The sequence below is a fragment of the Chryseobacterium sp. FG46 genome, from assembly GCF_057809135.1.
Map to the genome: position 1 here is coordinate 1 of NZ_JBMDJJ010000048.1, position 16819 is coordinate 16819.

15 protein-coding genes are annotated in these 16819 nt (G+C 37.1%); 6 read left to right on the forward strand and 9 right to left on the reverse strand.

The features are described 5' to 3' along the window. Positions 1-36 precede the first annotated feature (36 nt). Positions 37-2028, reverse strand: coding sequence for an excinuclease ABC subunit UvrB (gene uvrB / locus ACODR7_RS20675; protein WP_488842070.1), 1992 nt, complete (start codon positions 2026-2028; stop codon positions 37-39). Between the two features lie 222 nt (positions 2029-2250). On the opposite strand from uvrB, the gene ACODR7_RS20680 reads away from it, so the two are divergent. After that, positions 2251-3468 (forward strand): PQQ-dependent sugar dehydrogenase, encoded by a 1218-nt coding sequence (locus ACODR7_RS20680; RefSeq protein WP_488842072.1) that lies wholly within the window; start codon positions 2251-2253, stop codon positions 3466-3468. A gap of 166 nt (positions 3469-3634) precedes the next feature. Here ACODR7_RS20680 and ACODR7_RS20685 read toward each other — a convergent pair whose 3' ends face one another. The 8 genes from ACODR7_RS20685 to ACODR7_RS20720 all read right to left on the reverse strand — a co-directional run bounded on the left by ACODR7_RS20685 (position 3635) and on the right by ACODR7_RS20720 (position 13674). Continuing rightward, positions 3635-6061: a TonB-dependent receptor plug domain-containing protein gene (locus ACODR7_RS20685; protein WP_488842074.1), complete on the reverse strand. Its 2427-nt coding sequence runs from the start codon at positions 6059-6061 to the stop codon at positions 3635-3637. A gap of 161 nt (positions 6062-6222) precedes the next feature. Beyond that, a complete protein-coding gene (locus ACODR7_RS20690) occupies positions 6223-7380 on the reverse strand; it encodes a pyridoxal phosphate-dependent aminotransferase (protein ID WP_488842076.1) in 1158 nt (385 codons plus the stop codon). A gap of 2 nt (positions 7381-7382) precedes the next feature. Beyond that, a complete protein-coding gene (locus tag ACODR7_RS20695; RefSeq protein WP_488842078.1) occupies positions 7383-8459 on the reverse strand; it encodes an FAD-dependent monooxygenase in 1077 nt (358 codons plus the stop codon). A 326-nt stretch (positions 8460-8785) separates the two neighbouring features. Beyond that, positions 8786-10162 (reverse strand): tryptophanase TnaA, encoded by a 1377-nt coding sequence (tnaA, locus tag ACODR7_RS20700; RefSeq protein WP_488842080.1) that lies wholly within the window; start codon positions 10160-10162, stop codon positions 8786-8788. A gap of 94 nt (positions 10163-10256) precedes the next feature. Beyond that, a complete protein-coding gene (locus ACODR7_RS20705; protein WP_047377240.1) occupies positions 10257-10874 on the reverse strand; it encodes a DUF502 domain-containing protein in 618 nt (205 codons plus the stop codon). A 23-nt stretch (positions 10875-10897) separates the two neighbouring features. Next, positions 10898-11476 carry a MiaE family protein gene (locus ACODR7_RS20710; protein WP_488842082.1) on the reverse strand — a complete coding sequence of 193 codons (579 nt, stop codon included), beginning with the start codon at positions 11474-11476 and terminating at the stop codon, positions 10898-10900. Between the two features lie 74 nt (positions 11477-11550). Next, complete coding sequence (locus ACODR7_RS20715; protein ID WP_488842084.1) at positions 11551-12639, reverse strand: acyltransferase family protein; 1089 nt, start codon at positions 12637-12639, stop codon at positions 11551-11553. 147 nt (positions 12640-12786) lie between these two features. Beyond that, entirely contained in the window at positions 12787-13674 is an 888-nt protein-coding gene (locus tag ACODR7_RS20720; RefSeq protein WP_488842086.1) for a neutral zinc metallopeptidase, read from the reverse strand. A 184-nt stretch (positions 13675-13858) separates the two neighbouring features. On the opposite strand from ACODR7_RS20720, the gene rplU reads away from it, so the two are divergent. From rplU to ACODR7_RS20745, 5 genes are all read left to right on the forward strand, one after another. Next, positions 13859-14437, forward strand: coding sequence for a 50S ribosomal protein L21 (rplU, locus tag ACODR7_RS20725; protein ID WP_488842087.1), 579 nt, complete (start codon positions 13859-13861; stop codon positions 14435-14437). A 12-nt stretch (positions 14438-14449) separates the two neighbouring features. Continuing rightward, entirely contained in the window at positions 14450-14707 is a 258-nt protein-coding gene (gene rpmA, locus ACODR7_RS20730) for a 50S ribosomal protein L27 (RefSeq protein WP_002984034.1), read from the forward strand. 108 nt (positions 14708-14815) lie between these two features. Next, a protein-coding gene (locus tag ACODR7_RS20735) for an IS3 family transposase (RefSeq protein ID WP_488842089.1) occupies positions 14816-16068 on the forward strand; the annotation gives its coding sequence in 2 pieces (ribosomal slippage) (positions 14816-15143 and positions 15143-16068; 1254 coding nt in all). A gap of 167 nt (positions 16069-16235) precedes the next feature. Further along, a complete protein-coding gene (locus ACODR7_RS20740; RefSeq protein ID WP_488842091.1) occupies positions 16236-16403 on the forward strand; it encodes a bacteriocin-like protein in 168 nt (55 codons plus the stop codon). Between the two features lie 205 nt (positions 16404-16608). Continuing rightward, a complete protein-coding gene (locus ACODR7_RS20745) occupies positions 16609-16773 on the forward strand; it encodes a bacteriocin-like protein (RefSeq protein WP_488842093.1) in 165 nt (54 codons plus the stop codon). Positions 16774-16819 lie beyond the last annotated feature (46 nt).

A 16819-nucleotide genomic window follows, 5' to 3' on the forward strand; every position in this document is an offset into this window, starting at 1 on the left:
CCCCCCCCCCCCCGAAACTATTTATAATCAATTCTTTTACGCTTTCAAAGCTGAAATTTCATCTCTCAGCTTGGCAGCCTTGATGAAGTCGAGATTTTTTGCTGCCGCTTCCATTTCTTTTTGTTTCTGGGCAATCATTTTCTCGATATCTTCACTGGCATAGGTTGCTTTTGTTTCGGCAACTTTCTGAAGGATTTCCTTTTGAGTATATTTTTCATCAGGGAAGTCTTTGCTTCTTCCTACGAGATTTTCGGATATCTTTTTATTTAATGCTTTTGGCTTCAGACCGTGATCTTCATTGTACTGCATTTGCTTGGCACGTCGGTATTCGGTTTCATCCAGGGTTGCCTGCATGGATTTTGTGATTTTGTCTGCATACATGATCGCTTTTCCGTTTACATTTCTTGCGGCACGCCCTACAGTCTGGATCATTGATCTTCTGCTTCTCAGCATTCCTTCTTTATCAGCATCCAGAATAGCAACCAGGGAAACTTCGGGTAAATCCAGTCCTTCTCTCAATAAGTTAACCCCAATCAATACATCAAAAAGGCCTAATCGAAGATCCTGCATGATCTGAATACGTTCCAGGGTCTCTACATCTGAGTGAATGTATCTCGTTCTGATTCCGAATTTGGTGAAGTATTTCGTAAGTTCTTCCGCCATTTTCTTGGTTAAAGTAGTCACCAGTACTCTTTCATCAGCATCAGATCTTTTCTGGATTTCCTCCATTAAGTCATCAATTTGATTTAATGAAGGTCTTACTTCAATGATCGGATCTAAAAGTCCTGTAGGACGTATGATTTGTTCTATATAAGCACCTCCTGTTTTTTCCAGTTCATAATCTGCAGGTGTTGCAGAAACATAAATCACCTGATTCTGAATGGCTTCAAATTCTTCAAACTTCAAAGGTCTGTTGTCCATTGCTGCCGGAAGTCTGAAGCCATACTCTACTAATGCTTCTTTTCTGCTTCGGTCACCACCGTACATGGCATGAACTTGGGGAACGGTAACGTGGCTTTCATCGATAACCATTAAAAAGTCTTTAGGGAAATAATCAATCAGGCAGAAAGGCCTTGTTCCTGGGAGACGGCCATCCAGATATCTTGAATAGTTCTCAATTCCTGAGCAATAGCCAAGCTCTTTGATCATTTCAAGATCCAGTTCAGTTCTTTCCTGGAGTCGTTTTGCTTCTAATGGTTTTCCAACGGAGCTAAAGAAATCAACCTGTTTTACCATGTCGTCCTGAATATCTTTGATGGCTCCATTTAAAGTTTCCTTTGATGTTACGAAAAGATTGGCAGGATAAATCTGTATCTGATCAAAATTATCTTCTACATTTCCTGTTACCGGGTCAAAACTTTGAATCTTTTCAATTTCATCTCCAAAAAACTGAATTCTGATTGCATTATCAGCATATGCAGGGAAAACATCAATTACATCCCCTTTCACACGAAATGTTCCTCTCTGGAATTCATTCAGTGTTCTCGCGTATAGTGCGTTAACTAATGAATGGAGAAGTGCTGTTCTTGTCACTTTCTCACCAATGGCAATGGAAATCAAAGATTTATGAAATTCCGTTGGATTCCCGATACCATAAATACATGAAACAGAAGCCACTATTAAAACGTCTCTCCTTCCTGAAAGTAGACTGGCTGTTGCAGAAAGACGCAGTTTTTCAACTTCTTCATTGATGCTCAGATCTTTTTCAATATAAGTTCCCGTTGTAGCAATATAAGCTTCGGGCTGGTAGTAATCATAGTAGCTGACAAAATATTCTACAGCATTTTCCGGGAAAAACTCTTTAAACTCCATGAAGAGCTGCGCGGCAAGCGTTTTATTATGTGCCAGTACGAGAGTTGGGCGCTGAACATTTTTAACAACATTCGCAACAGTAAAGGTTTTTCCGGAGCCGGTAACTCCAAGAAGGGTCTGATATTTCTCACCGATCTCTATTCCTTCAGTAAGTTTTTCAATAGCCTGAGGCTGATCTCCGGTAGGTTTATATTCTGATTGAAGCTTAAAATCCATAGAAAAGAATGTATACAACAAAAATACGAAAGAAATTATTAGACTGTCTAATGTTTTGACGGTGAATATTTTGATAATAAAATTTTAATGCATTGATGGAAGCTGAAGAGGTTTATTCTTCTTTCTGAACACAAGTTTTTTATTTATAAAGAATATTATTTTTAAAGAGGATTTTATTGGCATTATTTTTCCATTCGTTTGATAAAACCTAATCATAATACTATGAAAATCAATCAATTTTATATTCCAGTAGTAAGCCTTTTTCTTTTTTTATCTTCATGCAAAGAGAATCATGCCAATGCTCAGAAGACAGGCAATGACGGAAGTGTAGAAACAGAAACTCCTAATTCTGACTATAAACCGGCATTTAAAGGGCAGACAAGAATTAAGGCTGTAAAGACAACAACAGCCTATAATGTTGAAATATTGAATAAAGATTTGGGAAGACCATGGGGGATTATCAATCTACCTGACGGAAAATTTCTCATCACTGATAAGAAAGGCTATATGAATATTGTTTCCACAGATGGAAAACAGGTGTCTAAAATAGATGGTTTTCCAAAAGTAGATTCAAAAGGACAAGGCGGAATGCTGGATGTAGCTCTTGATCCTGATTTTACAACCAATAATATTATTTTCTTCAGCTTTTCAGAACCATTTGGAAAAGGTAATTTAACATCGGTAGCGAAGGGTAAGCTTTCAGCAGACCTTAAAAATATTTCAGAAGTAAAAGTTATTTTCCGTGCAGAACCTTCTTATGATGGTGATAAACACTATGGAAGCCGTCTTGCTTTTGATAAAGACGGACATTTATTTGTCAGCACAGGAGAAAGATCAGATAAAGTTACCCGGGTATATGCCCAGAAGACAGATAATTATCTTGGGAAAATTTTAAAGATCACAAAGGATGGTAAACCTGCTCCGGGAAATCCTTTTATCGGAAAATCAGGATATAAACCGGAAATTTATGCTTATGGAGTTCGAAACCCGCAAGGAATGGCTATAGATCCTAACGGTAATCTTTGGGATGTGGAAATGGGTCCGAGAGGAGGAGATGAAATCAATCTGATCCAGCCGGGGAAAAATTACGGATGGGGAGACGTAACCTATGGAATTGAATATTCAGGAGATAAAGTAGGACAGGGAATCACTCAAAAAGAAGGAACAGAACAACCGGTTTATTATTGGGATCCTGTGATTTCACCGAGCGGAATTACTTTCTATACGGGAAACATCGAGGAATGGAAAGGAAATCTCATTATCGGATGTTTAAGCGGCGAGCATATTGACAGAATTGTAATGAAAGATAATAAAGTAGTAGGTGAAGAGCGGCTTCTTGCAGATCAGAAAGAACGCTTCCGTGATGTATTAAACGGGATAGATGGGAATCTGTATGCGGTAACCGACAGTGGCAAATTGTATAAGATTTCAAAAAAGTAGAAAAAACTGTATCAAAATGTCATTCTGAACACAGACTGAAAGTTTGCGAACATAGTTCAGAAATGTAGTGAAGAATCTTATGTTATGGTTTATAAATGAGATTCTTCCTTCATCAGAATGACAAAGGTTAAATTATTAACCTTTGATACAGTTTCTTTTTATTCTTCTAAAATTTAAAATTAAGTCTGGCAAAAACCTGTCTTCCGGCAAATCCCATCTGTACAGGGTCAAAAATACCACCGGATTCTGTATTTCCATCACTTACCTGAGTGGTTTGCAGGGTAGGATATCTGTTGAATAGGTTTTTACTTCCTAAAGTCAGATTCAGGTTTTTGGAGAATTCATAGCCAAAAGAAATATCGGTGGTTACTTTTGGATTATAGACCTGTTCTGTACCGTCATAACCAATCAGAGTAACCTTATCAAACCTTACTAACTGCAGATTTGCATTGAATTTGCTGAGCTTATAATTGAGGTTTAAATTCACTTTTGTTTTAGGAGCAGAAGCAAGGATAAAAGCCTTTTCTCTTTCGCTCAGGTAAATATCTTCTTTTCCTGCCAGCTGTTCTGAAGTATTTACTTTCGTGATTTCCATGTCATTATAGTTTCCGGCTAAGGTAGCGGTAAGCTTTCCGGAACCTACATTTTCACTATAGCTTAATATAAGATCAATCCCTTTCGTGCGGGTATCAATCGCATTAGAAAAGAACTGTACCTGGTCAATAAATGGATTTTCTGCCTGGACATCTGCCGGCAAATCTCCCTGTGCAAAATATCCGGTAAGAACGATCCTGTCTTTTACTTCGATATAATATCCATCCACTGTCGCTGTAAATTTTCCTGTGTTGAAAGTAAACCCGGCACTTCCGTTCACAGAGGTTTCCTGCTTCAACTGAGGAATTCCCAGACTACTTGCGATTTTGCTATCGTTAGATGCTAGTTGAATAGTGACCAATTGTCCGCCCTGGAAGTTGGTAAACTGTTGGCTGTAATATTTCTGAGCCAGAGAAGGCGCTCTGAATCCCGTAGAAATAGATCCGCGGAAAGCAAACTGAGGTGTAAATGCATATCGTGTAGCAAACTTACCATTCAGCGTACTTCCGAAATCATTATAATTTTCAAACCTTCCGGCAACGCTTATCATCCAGTTTTTAGTCACATCCAATTCAGTATCTATGTAGGCAGCAAAGTTATTTCTGCTTTTGCCGATATCTGTAGAATAACCCGGGAATCCCTGCGAACCGCCTGGCCTTACATTGCCATTTGAAGGATTCGTAACCAATAAGTTTTGAGGGGTGCCTGGAGTTACAAGATTACCATTGACATCATACATGGCGTAAGAAGCCTCTTCTCCTTTGATGATATCAAATTTTTCATATCTGAACTCTGACCCGAAAGCAACGTTAAGCCCTTCCAGTACTTTGAACTGCTTCACAGCGTTAAAACCAGTCGTATTCTGCAGCAGAGAATGTCCTCCTGCATTAAAGCTTGTAGGAGATCTGACTCCTAAAGTGGCATTAATTGTATTGTCTATCTGGTAAGTAAATCTGTTGTTGCCAAAAGCATTATAAAAATCTACATCCCAGTCTGCAACTTTGAACTTTAATCCGTTGTCAAACGTAAAATCCGTAATGCTGGTATTTTCAACCGGGTTAAATCCTGTAGGGTAAACTTCGGGAATATTACCGTCTGCATCTGGTGTTCTGGTCCAGGCATAAGCTTTGGTATTTCTATGGGAAAAGCCCTGACGGGAATAAAATTTCAACCCATCGGATAACGGGACTTCGATATTTCCGAAAAAGTAAATATTTTGAGCTTTGGCGTCTCCGAAACGCTGTCTTGGCGCTGTATAAACATCAGGATTAGCATTTCGTATGGCGTAATCTTTATTAACAAATTCTGCTGTGAAATTTCCAAAACCGCCTTTTGATCCTATTTTAGTTCCCAGATTTCCACTGAAATCAAAGGTAGTTCCGTCTACTTTGTGATCTGATACAACGTCATTATTACCTGGACTTTTGAAAAGATTCATACCTGTGAATAGATTTCCTTCAAAACCTTTATCTCTGTCATTCAGAATAACATTAATAACTCCTGCGATAGCATCCGAACCATATTGGGCAGAAGCTCCGTCACGAAGGACTTCCACTCTTTTTATGGCTCCAATCGGAATGGTATTCATATCATATCCGGTATTTCCCCTTCCTTTGGTTCCAAAAAGGTTGATCAGTGAAGACTGATGATATCTTTTTCCATTCAGTAAAAGTAAGGTTTGATCAGGACCAAGACCTCTTAACGTAGCCGGATCTACAGCATCAGCACCGTCAGATCCTGATTGTTTGTTGGAGTTGAAAGAAGGTGCGGAAAATTGCAAAAGCTGGTTGATTTCTATCTGTCCTGTAGACTGGCTCACCTGCTTAATGTCAATGATATCAATAGGAACGGGAGTATTGACTACTGTTCTCTTTTTGTTACGGCTTCCGGTAATGGCTACTTCATCGATCTTTGATTCTTTCAAAGTATCTTTTATCTGCTGGGCATAGGTGAAGGTAGAAGCTCCAAGTAAAATGATGCTGATGTATTTTATCTTCATATTAATAATTTTAGTAGTGATTTAATCAAAATTATCAATATTTATTTTTAAATCCATATTAAAATAAAATTTTTAGTATAGATTTCTTAATTTTATAACGATTTGTGGTAAATTAGGAAAAATAATAACCTATTATTTAATTTTAATTAAAAATTTTAATATTAAAAGCTTCTAAGGATTCTGTTAATTCCTTCTTCTAAAATTTCCTGTGATGTGGAAAAGCAAATTCTGATATGTCCTTCCGCTCCTTTTCCAAACCATCTTTCTGATCCCGGAACAATGGCTACTTTCCCTTGTGTGAGAACGTGCTGAGCGAATGCATCGCCGGACATTCCGTTTTCAATCTTTGGAAAAAGTACAAAAGTAGCATCAGGCAGATTAGGCGTTACAATTTCCGAACGGCTTAATAATCTGAAAGCAAGATCTCTGTTGTTTTGTAAATGAGCCAGAAACTCTTTATACCACGGTTTTGCTTTTTCAAGGGCTACGCTTCCTGCGATCTGTGATAAAGTGGAGACCCCTTCTATTGTGGAATTGAAATTGGATTTCTCTGTAAAGTCTTCGAGAATATCCTGATCATTACACAGGACGGCACCTATTCTTAATCCTGCTATTCCGAATGATTTTGAAAACCCATACACGGTAAAGCTTTTTCTCTTTGCCTTCTCTGAAACGGATGAATAAGTATGAAAATCTTTATGATCATAAACAATATCACTCCAGATTTCATCACTCATCACCCAAAGATCATGAGCCGCTGCAATTTCCGCCACCTGTATTAAAACTTCTTTGGAATAAACTTTACCAAGCGGATTGTGCGGGTTGCATATGCTGATAAGTTTGGTTTTGGAATTGATCAAAGAAACCAGTCTTTCAAAATCAATTTCTCCTGTAGTTGTATCTACGGGGCAAAGCGTTACTTTTCCACCTGCTGTTTCTACAGATTTTTTGAAAAGAAAATCTACAGGATCCAGAATAATGGCTTCATCACCGGGATTAAGGACGTAAGATGCAATCAGAAACATTCCCTGGGCGGCACTATTCACTGCCAACACGTTTTCGGGTGAAAAGCTCCCGTGTTTTTCATGATTAAAATGATCTGCAACACTTTTCTTAAACTCCGGAAGTCCGGAAAACGGGCCGTAACTTAGGTAGCCATCCTTTATGTATTCAATGATTCCCTGTTCTATTTCTGGTGCTGTTCTGAAATCCGGATCAGCTGCCGTAAGAGGAATGATCCCGTCTTCCAGGGTGGCCCATCTTCCGTTATAGGCCTTTCTTTTCAGAGCTTCAAAGTTAATGTCGTTATTGGTGAACATATTTATTTATAAGATATGGGGATAATGTTTTCTGTCTGTTGGCTGAGTGGAAGTAAAAACTGATTAAGTAATGCTCTTCCATTGTGAATATGAACCTCGATTTCAGGTTTTCTCTCAATCTCGTATTTACTGAAAGCTGTCTGTATATTCTCTTCTTCAACTAAATATCTCGTTAATAAGAAAGAATCTTTCAGAGCAGAGGTGACTCCCTGGCTGGTAAATGGTATGAGTGGATGAGCAGCATCCCCGATGAACACAAAGTTATCTTTGTAAAAAGGGTTTAGCTTTTCCAGTTCATAAACATTCCATAAATGTACATTTTTATAGTATGATTTCTGTATGATTTCCGGGACTATAGGATGCCAGTTTTCAAAAACTTCCAGCATATATTTCCTTAAATTCTCAGTGGAACACTCGTTGATCATGTATTTCTGGTTGTCAAACTGCGAGTACCAGAGAAAGGTATTGTCAGAAAGTTTAAGGATTCCGAAAGTCAGGCCGCCATCTTCATGATGAAACTTCATAAAATCCTTTTCAATAGAAGCTGAAATTTCTTTATTTTGAATGATATTCACTACTTCACTTTCCCTTGCCACCCTCATTGTTTCATCTTTAAAAAGATTCCTTCTGGTGCGGCTTCTGGAGCCATCAGAGATGATAGCAATATCCGCATCAATATCAGTTCCGTCAGAAAGCTTTAATTTCCCGGTGTGTTGATCATCCGGGATGATGGTTTCCTCGTAGGTTATTTTTTCATGAGAGATATTCTGGGCTAACAAATTGATTAATGAGTGCCTTGAAATCGCGAAAACATTGTCCAGTTCTTTCTCTGCCAGAATTCTCCCGGTATGAGAATATTGTGTATATTTTTTTAGAAAATTTCCATGTTGAAGAAGATGATCAGGATTAATGATTTGATAGAGATAATCCATCCCTTCCTTCGGAATGAGAAAACCGTGACCTGCCAGATCTTTCTTTTTTCTCCTTTCGTAAATGTGGTAGTCGATTTTGTGCTTTTCTAAGTAATTCGCCATGCTTAAGCCGGAAATACCAGCGCCCACGACAGCAATTTTCTTCATTTTTCGGAATAAAGTATTTTTCAGGTTGGTTTTGTAAGTAATTTTTTATCTCCTTTAGATAAATACAAAATTAGAATTAAAAACCTTTACTATTTCAAAAAATGTATCAATTTTATTTTTGTTTTATAAAAAATAGATGAAAAGCATTAGGTATCGTTTGCAATAAATTAATATGATTGATTTATTTTTATTTATGTTATCTGATTGGTTATAAGGTGTTAATGGTGTGGTGATGATTATAGTAAGAACCTATAAGTTTGTTTCTGTTTGACAAGTTTTCGAATGTTAATGTATAAAAAAACCGGAAAAAATTTCCGGTTCTATCATTAAGCCTTTTCAAGCTGAACAGTAAAGTGTCTTAAGATTTCCGGTTCCCAGGTGATCTTATATCCTTTTGCTATTTCTTCACGTCTTTCATATACGTTTCTGATGGCAGCGGCAATATAATCCATATGGTTGTTGGTGTAGGTTCTTCTTGGAATAGCCAGTCTTACCAGCTCTAATTTCGGATAACGGTTCTCTCTGGTAGCAGGATCTCTGTCTGCCAGTAAAGTCCCGATTTCTACAGTTCTGATCCCTGCTTCCTTATAAATTTCCAGCCCTAAGGTCTGAGCCGGATATTCTTCACGGGATACATTCGGAAGGAAGTTCAAAGAATCGATGAATACAGCGTGTCCTCCGATTGGCTTCTGAACTGGGATTCCATATTCAATCAGTTTATTTCCAAGATATTCAACCTGAGAGATTCTGCTTTCAAGGTAAGCAAACTCAGTAGCTTCATCAAGTCCTACGGCTAATGCTGCCATATCTCTTCCTGCCATTCCTCCATAGGTAATGAAACCTTCATAGATGATGGTGAAGTTAGAGGCTTTTCTGAAAACCTCTTCGTTGTTTAATGCAATGAATCCTCCGATGTTTACTAAACCGTCTTTTTTAGAACTCATTGTCATTCCGTCTCCGTAAGAGAAAATTTCCTTGCAGATCTCTTTAATACTTCTGTTTTCCTGTCCTGCTTCTCTTTTTTTGATGAAGTAAGCATTCTCAGCAAATCTTGCTGAATCGAAGAATACCGGGATTCCGTATTGGTCAGAAAGAGCTTTTACAGCTTTCATGTTTTCCAGAGAAACAGGCTGTCCTCCAGAAGAGTTACACGTAATGGTAATTAAACAGAAAGGAATGTTTTCTTTAGGATGGCTTTTATAAACTTCTTCCAGTTTTTCAAGGTTGATGTTTCCTTTGAAAGGGTGAAGATCATTAATATCAAAAGCTTCGTCTATCGTACAGTCGATAGCATGTGCCTTTCTGATTTCGATATGTCCTTTTGTAGTGTCAAAATGCGAGTTCCCGGGAACTACATCGCCTTCTTTTACCAATACTGAGAAAAGAACGTTTTCAGCAGCTCTTCCCTGGTGAGTTGGTAATAAATATTTGAATCCTGTGATGCTTTCAACGGTTTTCTGTAATTGTTCAAAAGAACGTGATCCTGCATAGCTTTCATCTCCGGTCATCAAAGCAGACCATTGTTTATCAGACATTGCCCCGGTTCCTGAATCGGTAAGCAGGTCAATATAAACATGCGAAGATCTTAGGTTGAAAAGGTTATAATTAGCTTCTTTAAGCCATTGCTCTCTTTCTTCTCTGGTGGACTGATAGATTTCTTCCACCATTTTAATGCGGAAAGGTTCCGCGTACGGTAAATTCATGAGTTAAATTATGTTTTAAATTGTTTGTAAAGAAAATGTGCTTGAAAATAATTTTTCAAAATTCATCAATGTATAGATAAGTCGGAAAAAGAGATTATTCCGGAGCCTTAAATATATTTTCATCAGAATGGAATCCGGCTACACCGCCGCTCACTGCGAACTTCATGGCAGAAGCTGCTGTCATTCCCACTACAGGTTTGATGTTTTTTTCTTCAGTAACAATTACCCAGCCCGAGATGGCGTACGAGTGGGGAAGATATACCGCAACGTAATTATGCTTGTCAACGTCCGACATTTCTTTTTGAGTTAAAAAACCGATTCTCCAGATTTCCGGATTTTCATTGGTTTTTACCCATACAGGATCGTTGAATTTTTTCTTGTCGCCTACGAATGAGGACATTACGTCTTTTGTAGGAGTGTAAATATGTTTTACTCCCGGAGTTTTCTCCAGTAAGCTGTCCATTGTGTCAAAAAAGAATCTTCCGACCACGAATTTATTTCCTAAATATCCTAAAATAGCTGTAAACAGTATGATTGATACAAATACAAGCCCCGGAATCTGCTTGGCAAGAGAAGGAACAAGATTGTCAATCGCACTTACAATATACCAGATCACAAAAATGGTAAGCCCGATAGGGCCAATGATAACCAACCCCTGGAAGAAATTCTTCAGGAACAGATTGGCGATATTTTCAAAGCTTGGCTTCTTCAAGGGATATTCTTTACTGTTTTATTTTAACCGTGGATGGTTTCTTTATTTCCGTAGGACTTAATAATGCCGGCTTCATATTCCAGCCATTCGTCCCAACGTTTGTTTACTTTTTCAGGGTCTCCGAGTTGTCTTGCAAACCCGATGAAAGTAGTGTAATGATTGGCTTCAGAAATCATCAGTTCTTTGTAGAAAACCTTCAGTTCTTCGTCTTTGATATTTTCGGTAAGAACCTTGAATCTTTCACAGCTTCTGGCTTCAATCATAGCAGCAAAAAGCATTTTGTCTACGATGAGGTCTTCTCTGCTTCCCTGCACGATAAATTTTGCCAGTTCATTTACGTAATCATCTTTTCTTGCTCTTCCGAAAGTAAAGCCTCTTTTTTTGATGATTTCATGCACCTGGTTGAAATGATCCAGTTCTTCCTGTGCAATGGCAAGAAGCTCAGTTACAATTTCGGGATGTTCAGGAAGCATCGTGATCAGGCCTATGGCATTGGTTGCGGCTTTTTGTTCGCACCAGGCATGATCTGTTAAAATTTCTCCAATGTTTCCTTCTGCAATATTTGCCCACCTTGGGTCGGTAGGTAGTTTCAACTTAAACATGTTGTAAATTTTTTGTAAATTTAAACAAATTGCAGTAAGAAATGTGACTTTATTTCAATTTGATCATTAAAGTCTTAAGCTGCGGTCTTTCTTCTTAAGAATTCCAGAATATTCCAGCCCCATGTATCCATTTTTTTCAGTCCTGCAGAAATGATGAATGCTAAAATGATATTAATTCCATAAATAATGAGCATTAAAAGCCACCATGGCATATTTTCTTTTAACGGAACCACCAGGAAATAAACTAACGAAGAACTTATTCCCTGTGCAAAATAGAAGAAGATGGCATTCTTTCCGATATAGGTGATGAAGTTTTCTTTTGTGATTTTCAGTCGGTTATAAAGCGCAAATAAGGTTACAAGAGAGAATAATGCCCAGATGATATAAGGGATTTTCGGCGGGAATTTATTTTTATTGATTTTATAAAAAATGTCGTTCCCATAATACCAGAACAGCCATGCTAAGGCTGCTCCTACAATTGCATACAATACAGGAATTGCTTTTGCAGGAATTTTTTTTCCCCGCATTTTATGACCCGTTAAAAAAACAGCAAGGTAGAAAGCAACATAGCCCACTTGTCCTGTCGGATAATATTCCGGGAAGATATTGAATAATAAGGTTAAGGCAATACACAGCCCGATGAACCAATTGACATGTTTCGGGAAGAACCTTAAAATAAGTACTCCCAAAACGGTAAGCACATAGTATACTTTAAGATACCAGAAGCTTCCCATTACCACCGGAAAAGTATCAGCGTTAGTATACTGATGGAGATACCAGTTTCCAAGATTTTCCCATTGAGGATATGCTGAAATGCCGGTTGTGGCGTATTTGGATCCAAATGTGGAATAAAAATTCTGCAGCCATTCCATCGAGAAGAAACTCAGTCCGAAAACTTTAAAGAAGTAATCTGAAAAGAACAGGAAAGTCACAAAAATCATATAGGTGATCTGGAGTTTCAGAAGCCGGTACAATGTTTTTTCAATATTGGCTCCTGAAGTGATGCCGCTTAGTGCATAAAAAAGAGCCACATCAAAAACCAGCGAAAAGACTCTTACTTCTGCGGGAATGTAAAACTGTCCGGACCAGAAAGCGGTATGGATAAAAATGATGGAAAGTGTTGCCAGTCCTTTGGCGAAATCAATATATAGATCTCTGTTCATTATAGATGGGTTGGAAGTTCTTTTTATTATTTTTCAAAAATACAAACAAATTGATTTGTTTGAGTATAAAAGCTTTGAAAACAAAAAAAGGGGCGGAACATACTGTCCGCCTCCTTTCTTAAATATGCTAAAAATGAATGTTCTTGTTTATTGAAGATGTTTAAATTCTTCCGCAGAAATTTCTCCTGTCTGAATTTTTCTCAGCTCATCTATATATTGGCTCATGTAGGCATCAATTTCAGGATTTACGGTATTCTTAGCCATCTTGTAAGTGCCATTTAATACTCCCTGATAGTAATAGAAGAAGTTATAATCGAAATTCGAAGCATTAAGGTCATACTGGCCTAAAAGGAATCCTAAACGAACTGCAGATCTTCTTTGTGCAGGTGTTCCGTGATGGTTGACATTCGTTGTCTGATAATCACCGATACTTTGAGCAAATTCATAGGCTGCTGCAATTTCCGGAAAGCTGGTTTTATTGTACCCGTTAGGTCTTCTCAGATAATATCCTGCAAAACCATCTGCTTCAAGTTCATTCGGTCTGTACGTTGATTCTGATACAGATGGAAGGTTGAAGATGTATTGTAACTGATGGCCGTATTCATGTGCAAGGATCATGGCGTTTACAATGTCGCCACCTTTTGATTTTGCATCATAATAGATAGCATAGCCGTAATAGATCTTTCCTGTAGAATAAGAAATGGCATTGTACGTTGAATTGAAATTGGATGGATCATTCACAAAACGTAGGGTAGGATTGCTTCTTCCCCACATGCTTGCAATTTTAGTCATCTGACCGTTCATAAAATTGGTGTCTGTGGAGTTTTGAAGTCCGGTTAGTAAAACTGAATTGGAGCTCCAGTTGTTATCTACATAAGAGCAGTCTTTTTCAGTAGATCCCGGCTGATCGGGTTTTGCAGTCAGTACCTCTTGTTGGGGTTGAACATTGTTGTCCATTTGGTCATCGCGACATGCTGTTAACGAAGTAACAGCAATGACACCTGCTAGTAAGCAGAGATTAAAGTTTCTTTTCATATTTAATATCAATTTGGTAAAACGAAGTTATGAAATTATCTCTTAAGTGTGAGTGCATTATTGGAAAAAATTATTCAAAACATAGTGAATAGGATTTTATTAAAAAAAACATTGCTTTGATTGTAAGCTATTTAGAAATTTATATGTATATTTGCACCTCGAAATAACTAAAAATTTATAAACAATGTTTGCAATTGTAGAAATAGCAGGGCTTCAATACAAAGTTGAGCAAGACCAGAAGTTGTTTGTAAACCGTTTAAAAGGAGATAAAGGAGGAAAAGTTTCTTTCGATAAAGTTCTTCTTACTGTAAACGGTGCAATCACTGTAGGCGCCCCAGCTGTAAACGGAATCACTGTGGAAGCAGAGATCCTAGACCACGTTAAAGCTGATAAAGTAATCGTTTTCAAAAAGAAAAGAAGAAAAGGTTACAAAGTGAAAAACGGTCACAGACAATCTTTAACTCAAATCGTAATCACTGGTATTACAGGTTTTGAAGGTGGAGCTAAAAAAGCTGCTGCTAAAAAAGAAACTGTGAAAAGTGAAGTTCTTTCAGACAACGCAACTGTTAACTTTGGTGAAGATCACGAATTGAACTATCACTTAAAGAAAAACAACTTGTCTCAGTCTAAAGAGAACAGAGAAACTTTAATTACTTTAGGTAAAGCAGTTAAAGTGGAATTAGAAAAGAATATTCTTACTCATGAAGAAGTAGATGCTGCTATCATTAAGAATATCGATCAATTTAAAGCACTTAATAAATAATCCAGTAATAAAATGGCACACAAGAAAGGAGTCGGTAGTTCCAAGAACGGTAGAGAGTCTCACTCTAAAAGATTAGGTGTGAAGATTTTCGGAGGACAAGAAGCTATTGCCGGAAATATTATTGTTAGACAAAGAGGTACTCAGCACCACCCAGGTGATAACGTGGGAATCGGTAAAGATCACACTTTGTTTGCATTAGTAGATGGTAAAGTAGTTTTCAGAAAGAAAGCAAACAACAGATCTTTCGTATCTGTAGAGCCAAACGCATAATTTAGGCGTTTTATAAAAATTAAAACCTCAGTTTTTACTGAGGTTTTTTTATTTACCTGTCTCGTCCTGAAAAAGGTTGACTAAAAAACCATAAAATTAGTCACCCTTATGAATCTAAAAAAAACATCGTCCCCTGTCCAAGAATACAGTGAGGCATTCAAACGACAAGTTGTCTCTGAATATGAACGGGGATTATATACAAAATCCCAATTGCAAACTCGATACAATATTCGGGGTAATTCATGCATTTCTAGTTGGTTAATAAAATATGGTAACTTTACTTATGAAAAACAATTAAGTAAAGGCAGACCTATGAAAGATCCACAGAAACAAAAGATTAAAGAGCTTGAAGCTGCTTTATCCAAAAAGGAAGAAGAGCTCAAAGTGTTTAAGAGATTTATAGAAATCGCAGAGCGTGAGTTGAAGATTGAAATTGTAAAAAAGTCTGGTTCCAATCAATCCAGGAAATAAGGCCGTATACACATCTTTCACTGGAAGATATCTGCCGATTGTTTGGATACAGTAAACAAGCTTATTATAAAAGGAAGAAACAGCCTGATTCTATCAATAATCAAAAAAGGATTATAGAACTGGTATTATCAATTCGTAAAAAGATGCCTAAAATAGGGACTCGAAAACTTTATATATTACTTAAAAATGATTTTTCAAAAGAGGATCTTCATATAGGAAGAGATCGGCTGTTTCAACTTTTAAGATCGAATTATCTTTTAATTCCCAGAAGACACCGTTATTTTAAAACAACCAATTCCAGACATTGGATGAAGAAATACCCGAATATTATTAAAGAAAAGGAGTTGAAATGTTCAGAAAAAGTTTGGGTTGCAGATATTACCTATCTGAAGACTAAAGAGAAAAATTATTATCTTCATTTGATTACCGATGCCTATTCAAAGAAAATTGTAGGATATGAACTAAGTGATAATTTACAGACTGCCTCCACATTGAAAGCATTAAAACAAGCCATAAAGAACAGGGTGTATAAACATTCTTTAATTCATCATTCAGACAGAGGATTGCAGTATTGTAGTAAAGAATATACTGAAACGTTAAGGAAAAGTGATATTCTTATCAGTATGACCGAGAACTCGGATCCTTATGAGAATGCTGTAGCAGAGAGGGTAAACGGCATTCTGAAATATGAGTTTGGATTGATTGATACTTTTGAAAACTTTAAGAATCTCTCACAGCAGCTTGACCAATCAATTTATTATAATAATAATTTAAGACCTCATTTTTCCCTAAATTATAACATCCCTAGCCAAGTGCATATGAAAAATAACGTGAAATTAAAAACATACAAAAAACAAAATCAGAATAGGAAAATTCCTACTCTGATTTAAGTATATTTGAAATATTAAACTAGTCAACCTTTTTCAGGACTAGTCAACCGGTTTTCATACTATTCTTTTAGTCGTGAAATATTTTATATTTGCCAACTGGCCAGCTTTGAGTCAATTGCGAAAGCCGAAAAGCATAAAGAGTAGGCAAATATTAAAACAAAATATCTATGAAAAATGTAAGAAAATTAACCAGAAAGAGTTTAAAAGAGGTAACAGGAGGTGTAGCATCAGAATGTCCTTCTATGTTCCAGTCTTGTGATGAATGGTGCAGATGGTCTCCATGGCAGAAATCACACTGCATGCTTTCTCAGCCATGCACAGATTGCTTTGAATAAGACAGTACAGGCATAGATTGTACTATTCTTTAAGATGCAAAGTAGAGCTGAACACCATTAAAGGTTCAGCTTTTTTAAATATTAAAAAATTTAAATAATATCTCATTGTTGTGAAATATTGATATATTTGTCCGTAATCAAATAAATAAATCATTGCGGAAGCCGAAAAGCAAAGAGAGTAGGCCACACATAAAACTAAACAATCATGAAAAATTTTAAAAAATTAACAAAAGCCAGCCTGAGAAGTATTAACGGAGGAGAAGTATGGTGTCCGGCGAAACCAATTACATCATGTAATGTATGGTGCGGATTGACAAAGGAGCAGAAAATGCGTTGTCTTCTTGATGTAGAAGGCTGTGAGTGTTTTTAATTATCTCTGACTTTGTGTAAAGCATTAAAATAAGTTTCGGGGGGGT

Excerpts from the sequence above, each read along its gene's own strand:
- uvrB (WP_488842070.1), bottom strand. The coding sequence starts at position 2,028 with ATGGATTTTAAGCTTCAATCAGAATATAAACCTACCGGAGATCAGCCT.
- ACODR7_RS20680 (WP_488842072.1), top strand. The coding sequence starts at position 2,251 with ATGAAAATCAATCAATTTTATATTCCAGTAGTAAGCCTTTTTCTTTTT.
- ACODR7_RS20685 (WP_488842074.1), bottom strand. The coding sequence starts at position 6,061 with ATGAAGATAAAATACATCAGCATCATTTTACTTGGAGCTTCTACCTTC.
- ACODR7_RS20690 (WP_488842076.1), bottom strand. The coding sequence starts at position 7,380 with ATGTTCACCAATAACGACATTAACTTTGAAGCTCTGAAAAGAAAGGCC.
- ACODR7_RS20695 (WP_488842078.1), bottom strand. The coding sequence starts at position 8,459 with ATGAAGAAAATTGCTGTCGTGGGCGCTGGTATTTCCGGCTTAAGCATG.
- tnaA (WP_488842080.1), bottom strand. The coding sequence starts at position 10,162 with ATGAATTTACCGTACGCGGAACCTTTCCGCATTAAAATGGTGGAAGAA.
- ACODR7_RS20710 (WP_488842082.1), bottom strand. The coding sequence starts at position 11,476 with ATGTTTAAGTTGAAACTACCTACCGACCCAAGGTGGGCAAATATTGCA.
- ACODR7_RS20715 (WP_488842084.1), bottom strand. The coding sequence starts at position 12,639 with ATGAACAGAGATCTATATATTGATTTCGCCAAAGGACTGGCAACACTT.
- ACODR7_RS20720 (WP_488842086.1), bottom strand. The coding sequence starts at position 13,674 with ATGAAAAGAAACTTTAATCTCTGCTTACTAGCAGGTGTCATTGCTGTT.
- rplU (WP_488842087.1), top strand. The coding sequence starts at position 13,859 with ATGTTTGCAATTGTAGAAATAGCAGGGCTTCAATACAAAGTTGAGCAA.
- rpmA (WP_002984034.1), top strand. The coding sequence starts at position 14,450 with ATGGCACACAAGAAAGGAGTCGGTAGTTCCAAGAACGGTAGAGAGTCT.
- ACODR7_RS20740 (WP_488842091.1), top strand. The coding sequence starts at position 16,236 with ATGAAAAATGTAAGAAAATTAACCAGAAAGAGTTTAAAAGAGGTAACA.
- ACODR7_RS20745 (WP_488842093.1), top strand. The coding sequence starts at position 16,609 with ATGAAAAATTTTAAAAAATTAACAAAAGCCAGCCTGAGAAGTATTAAC.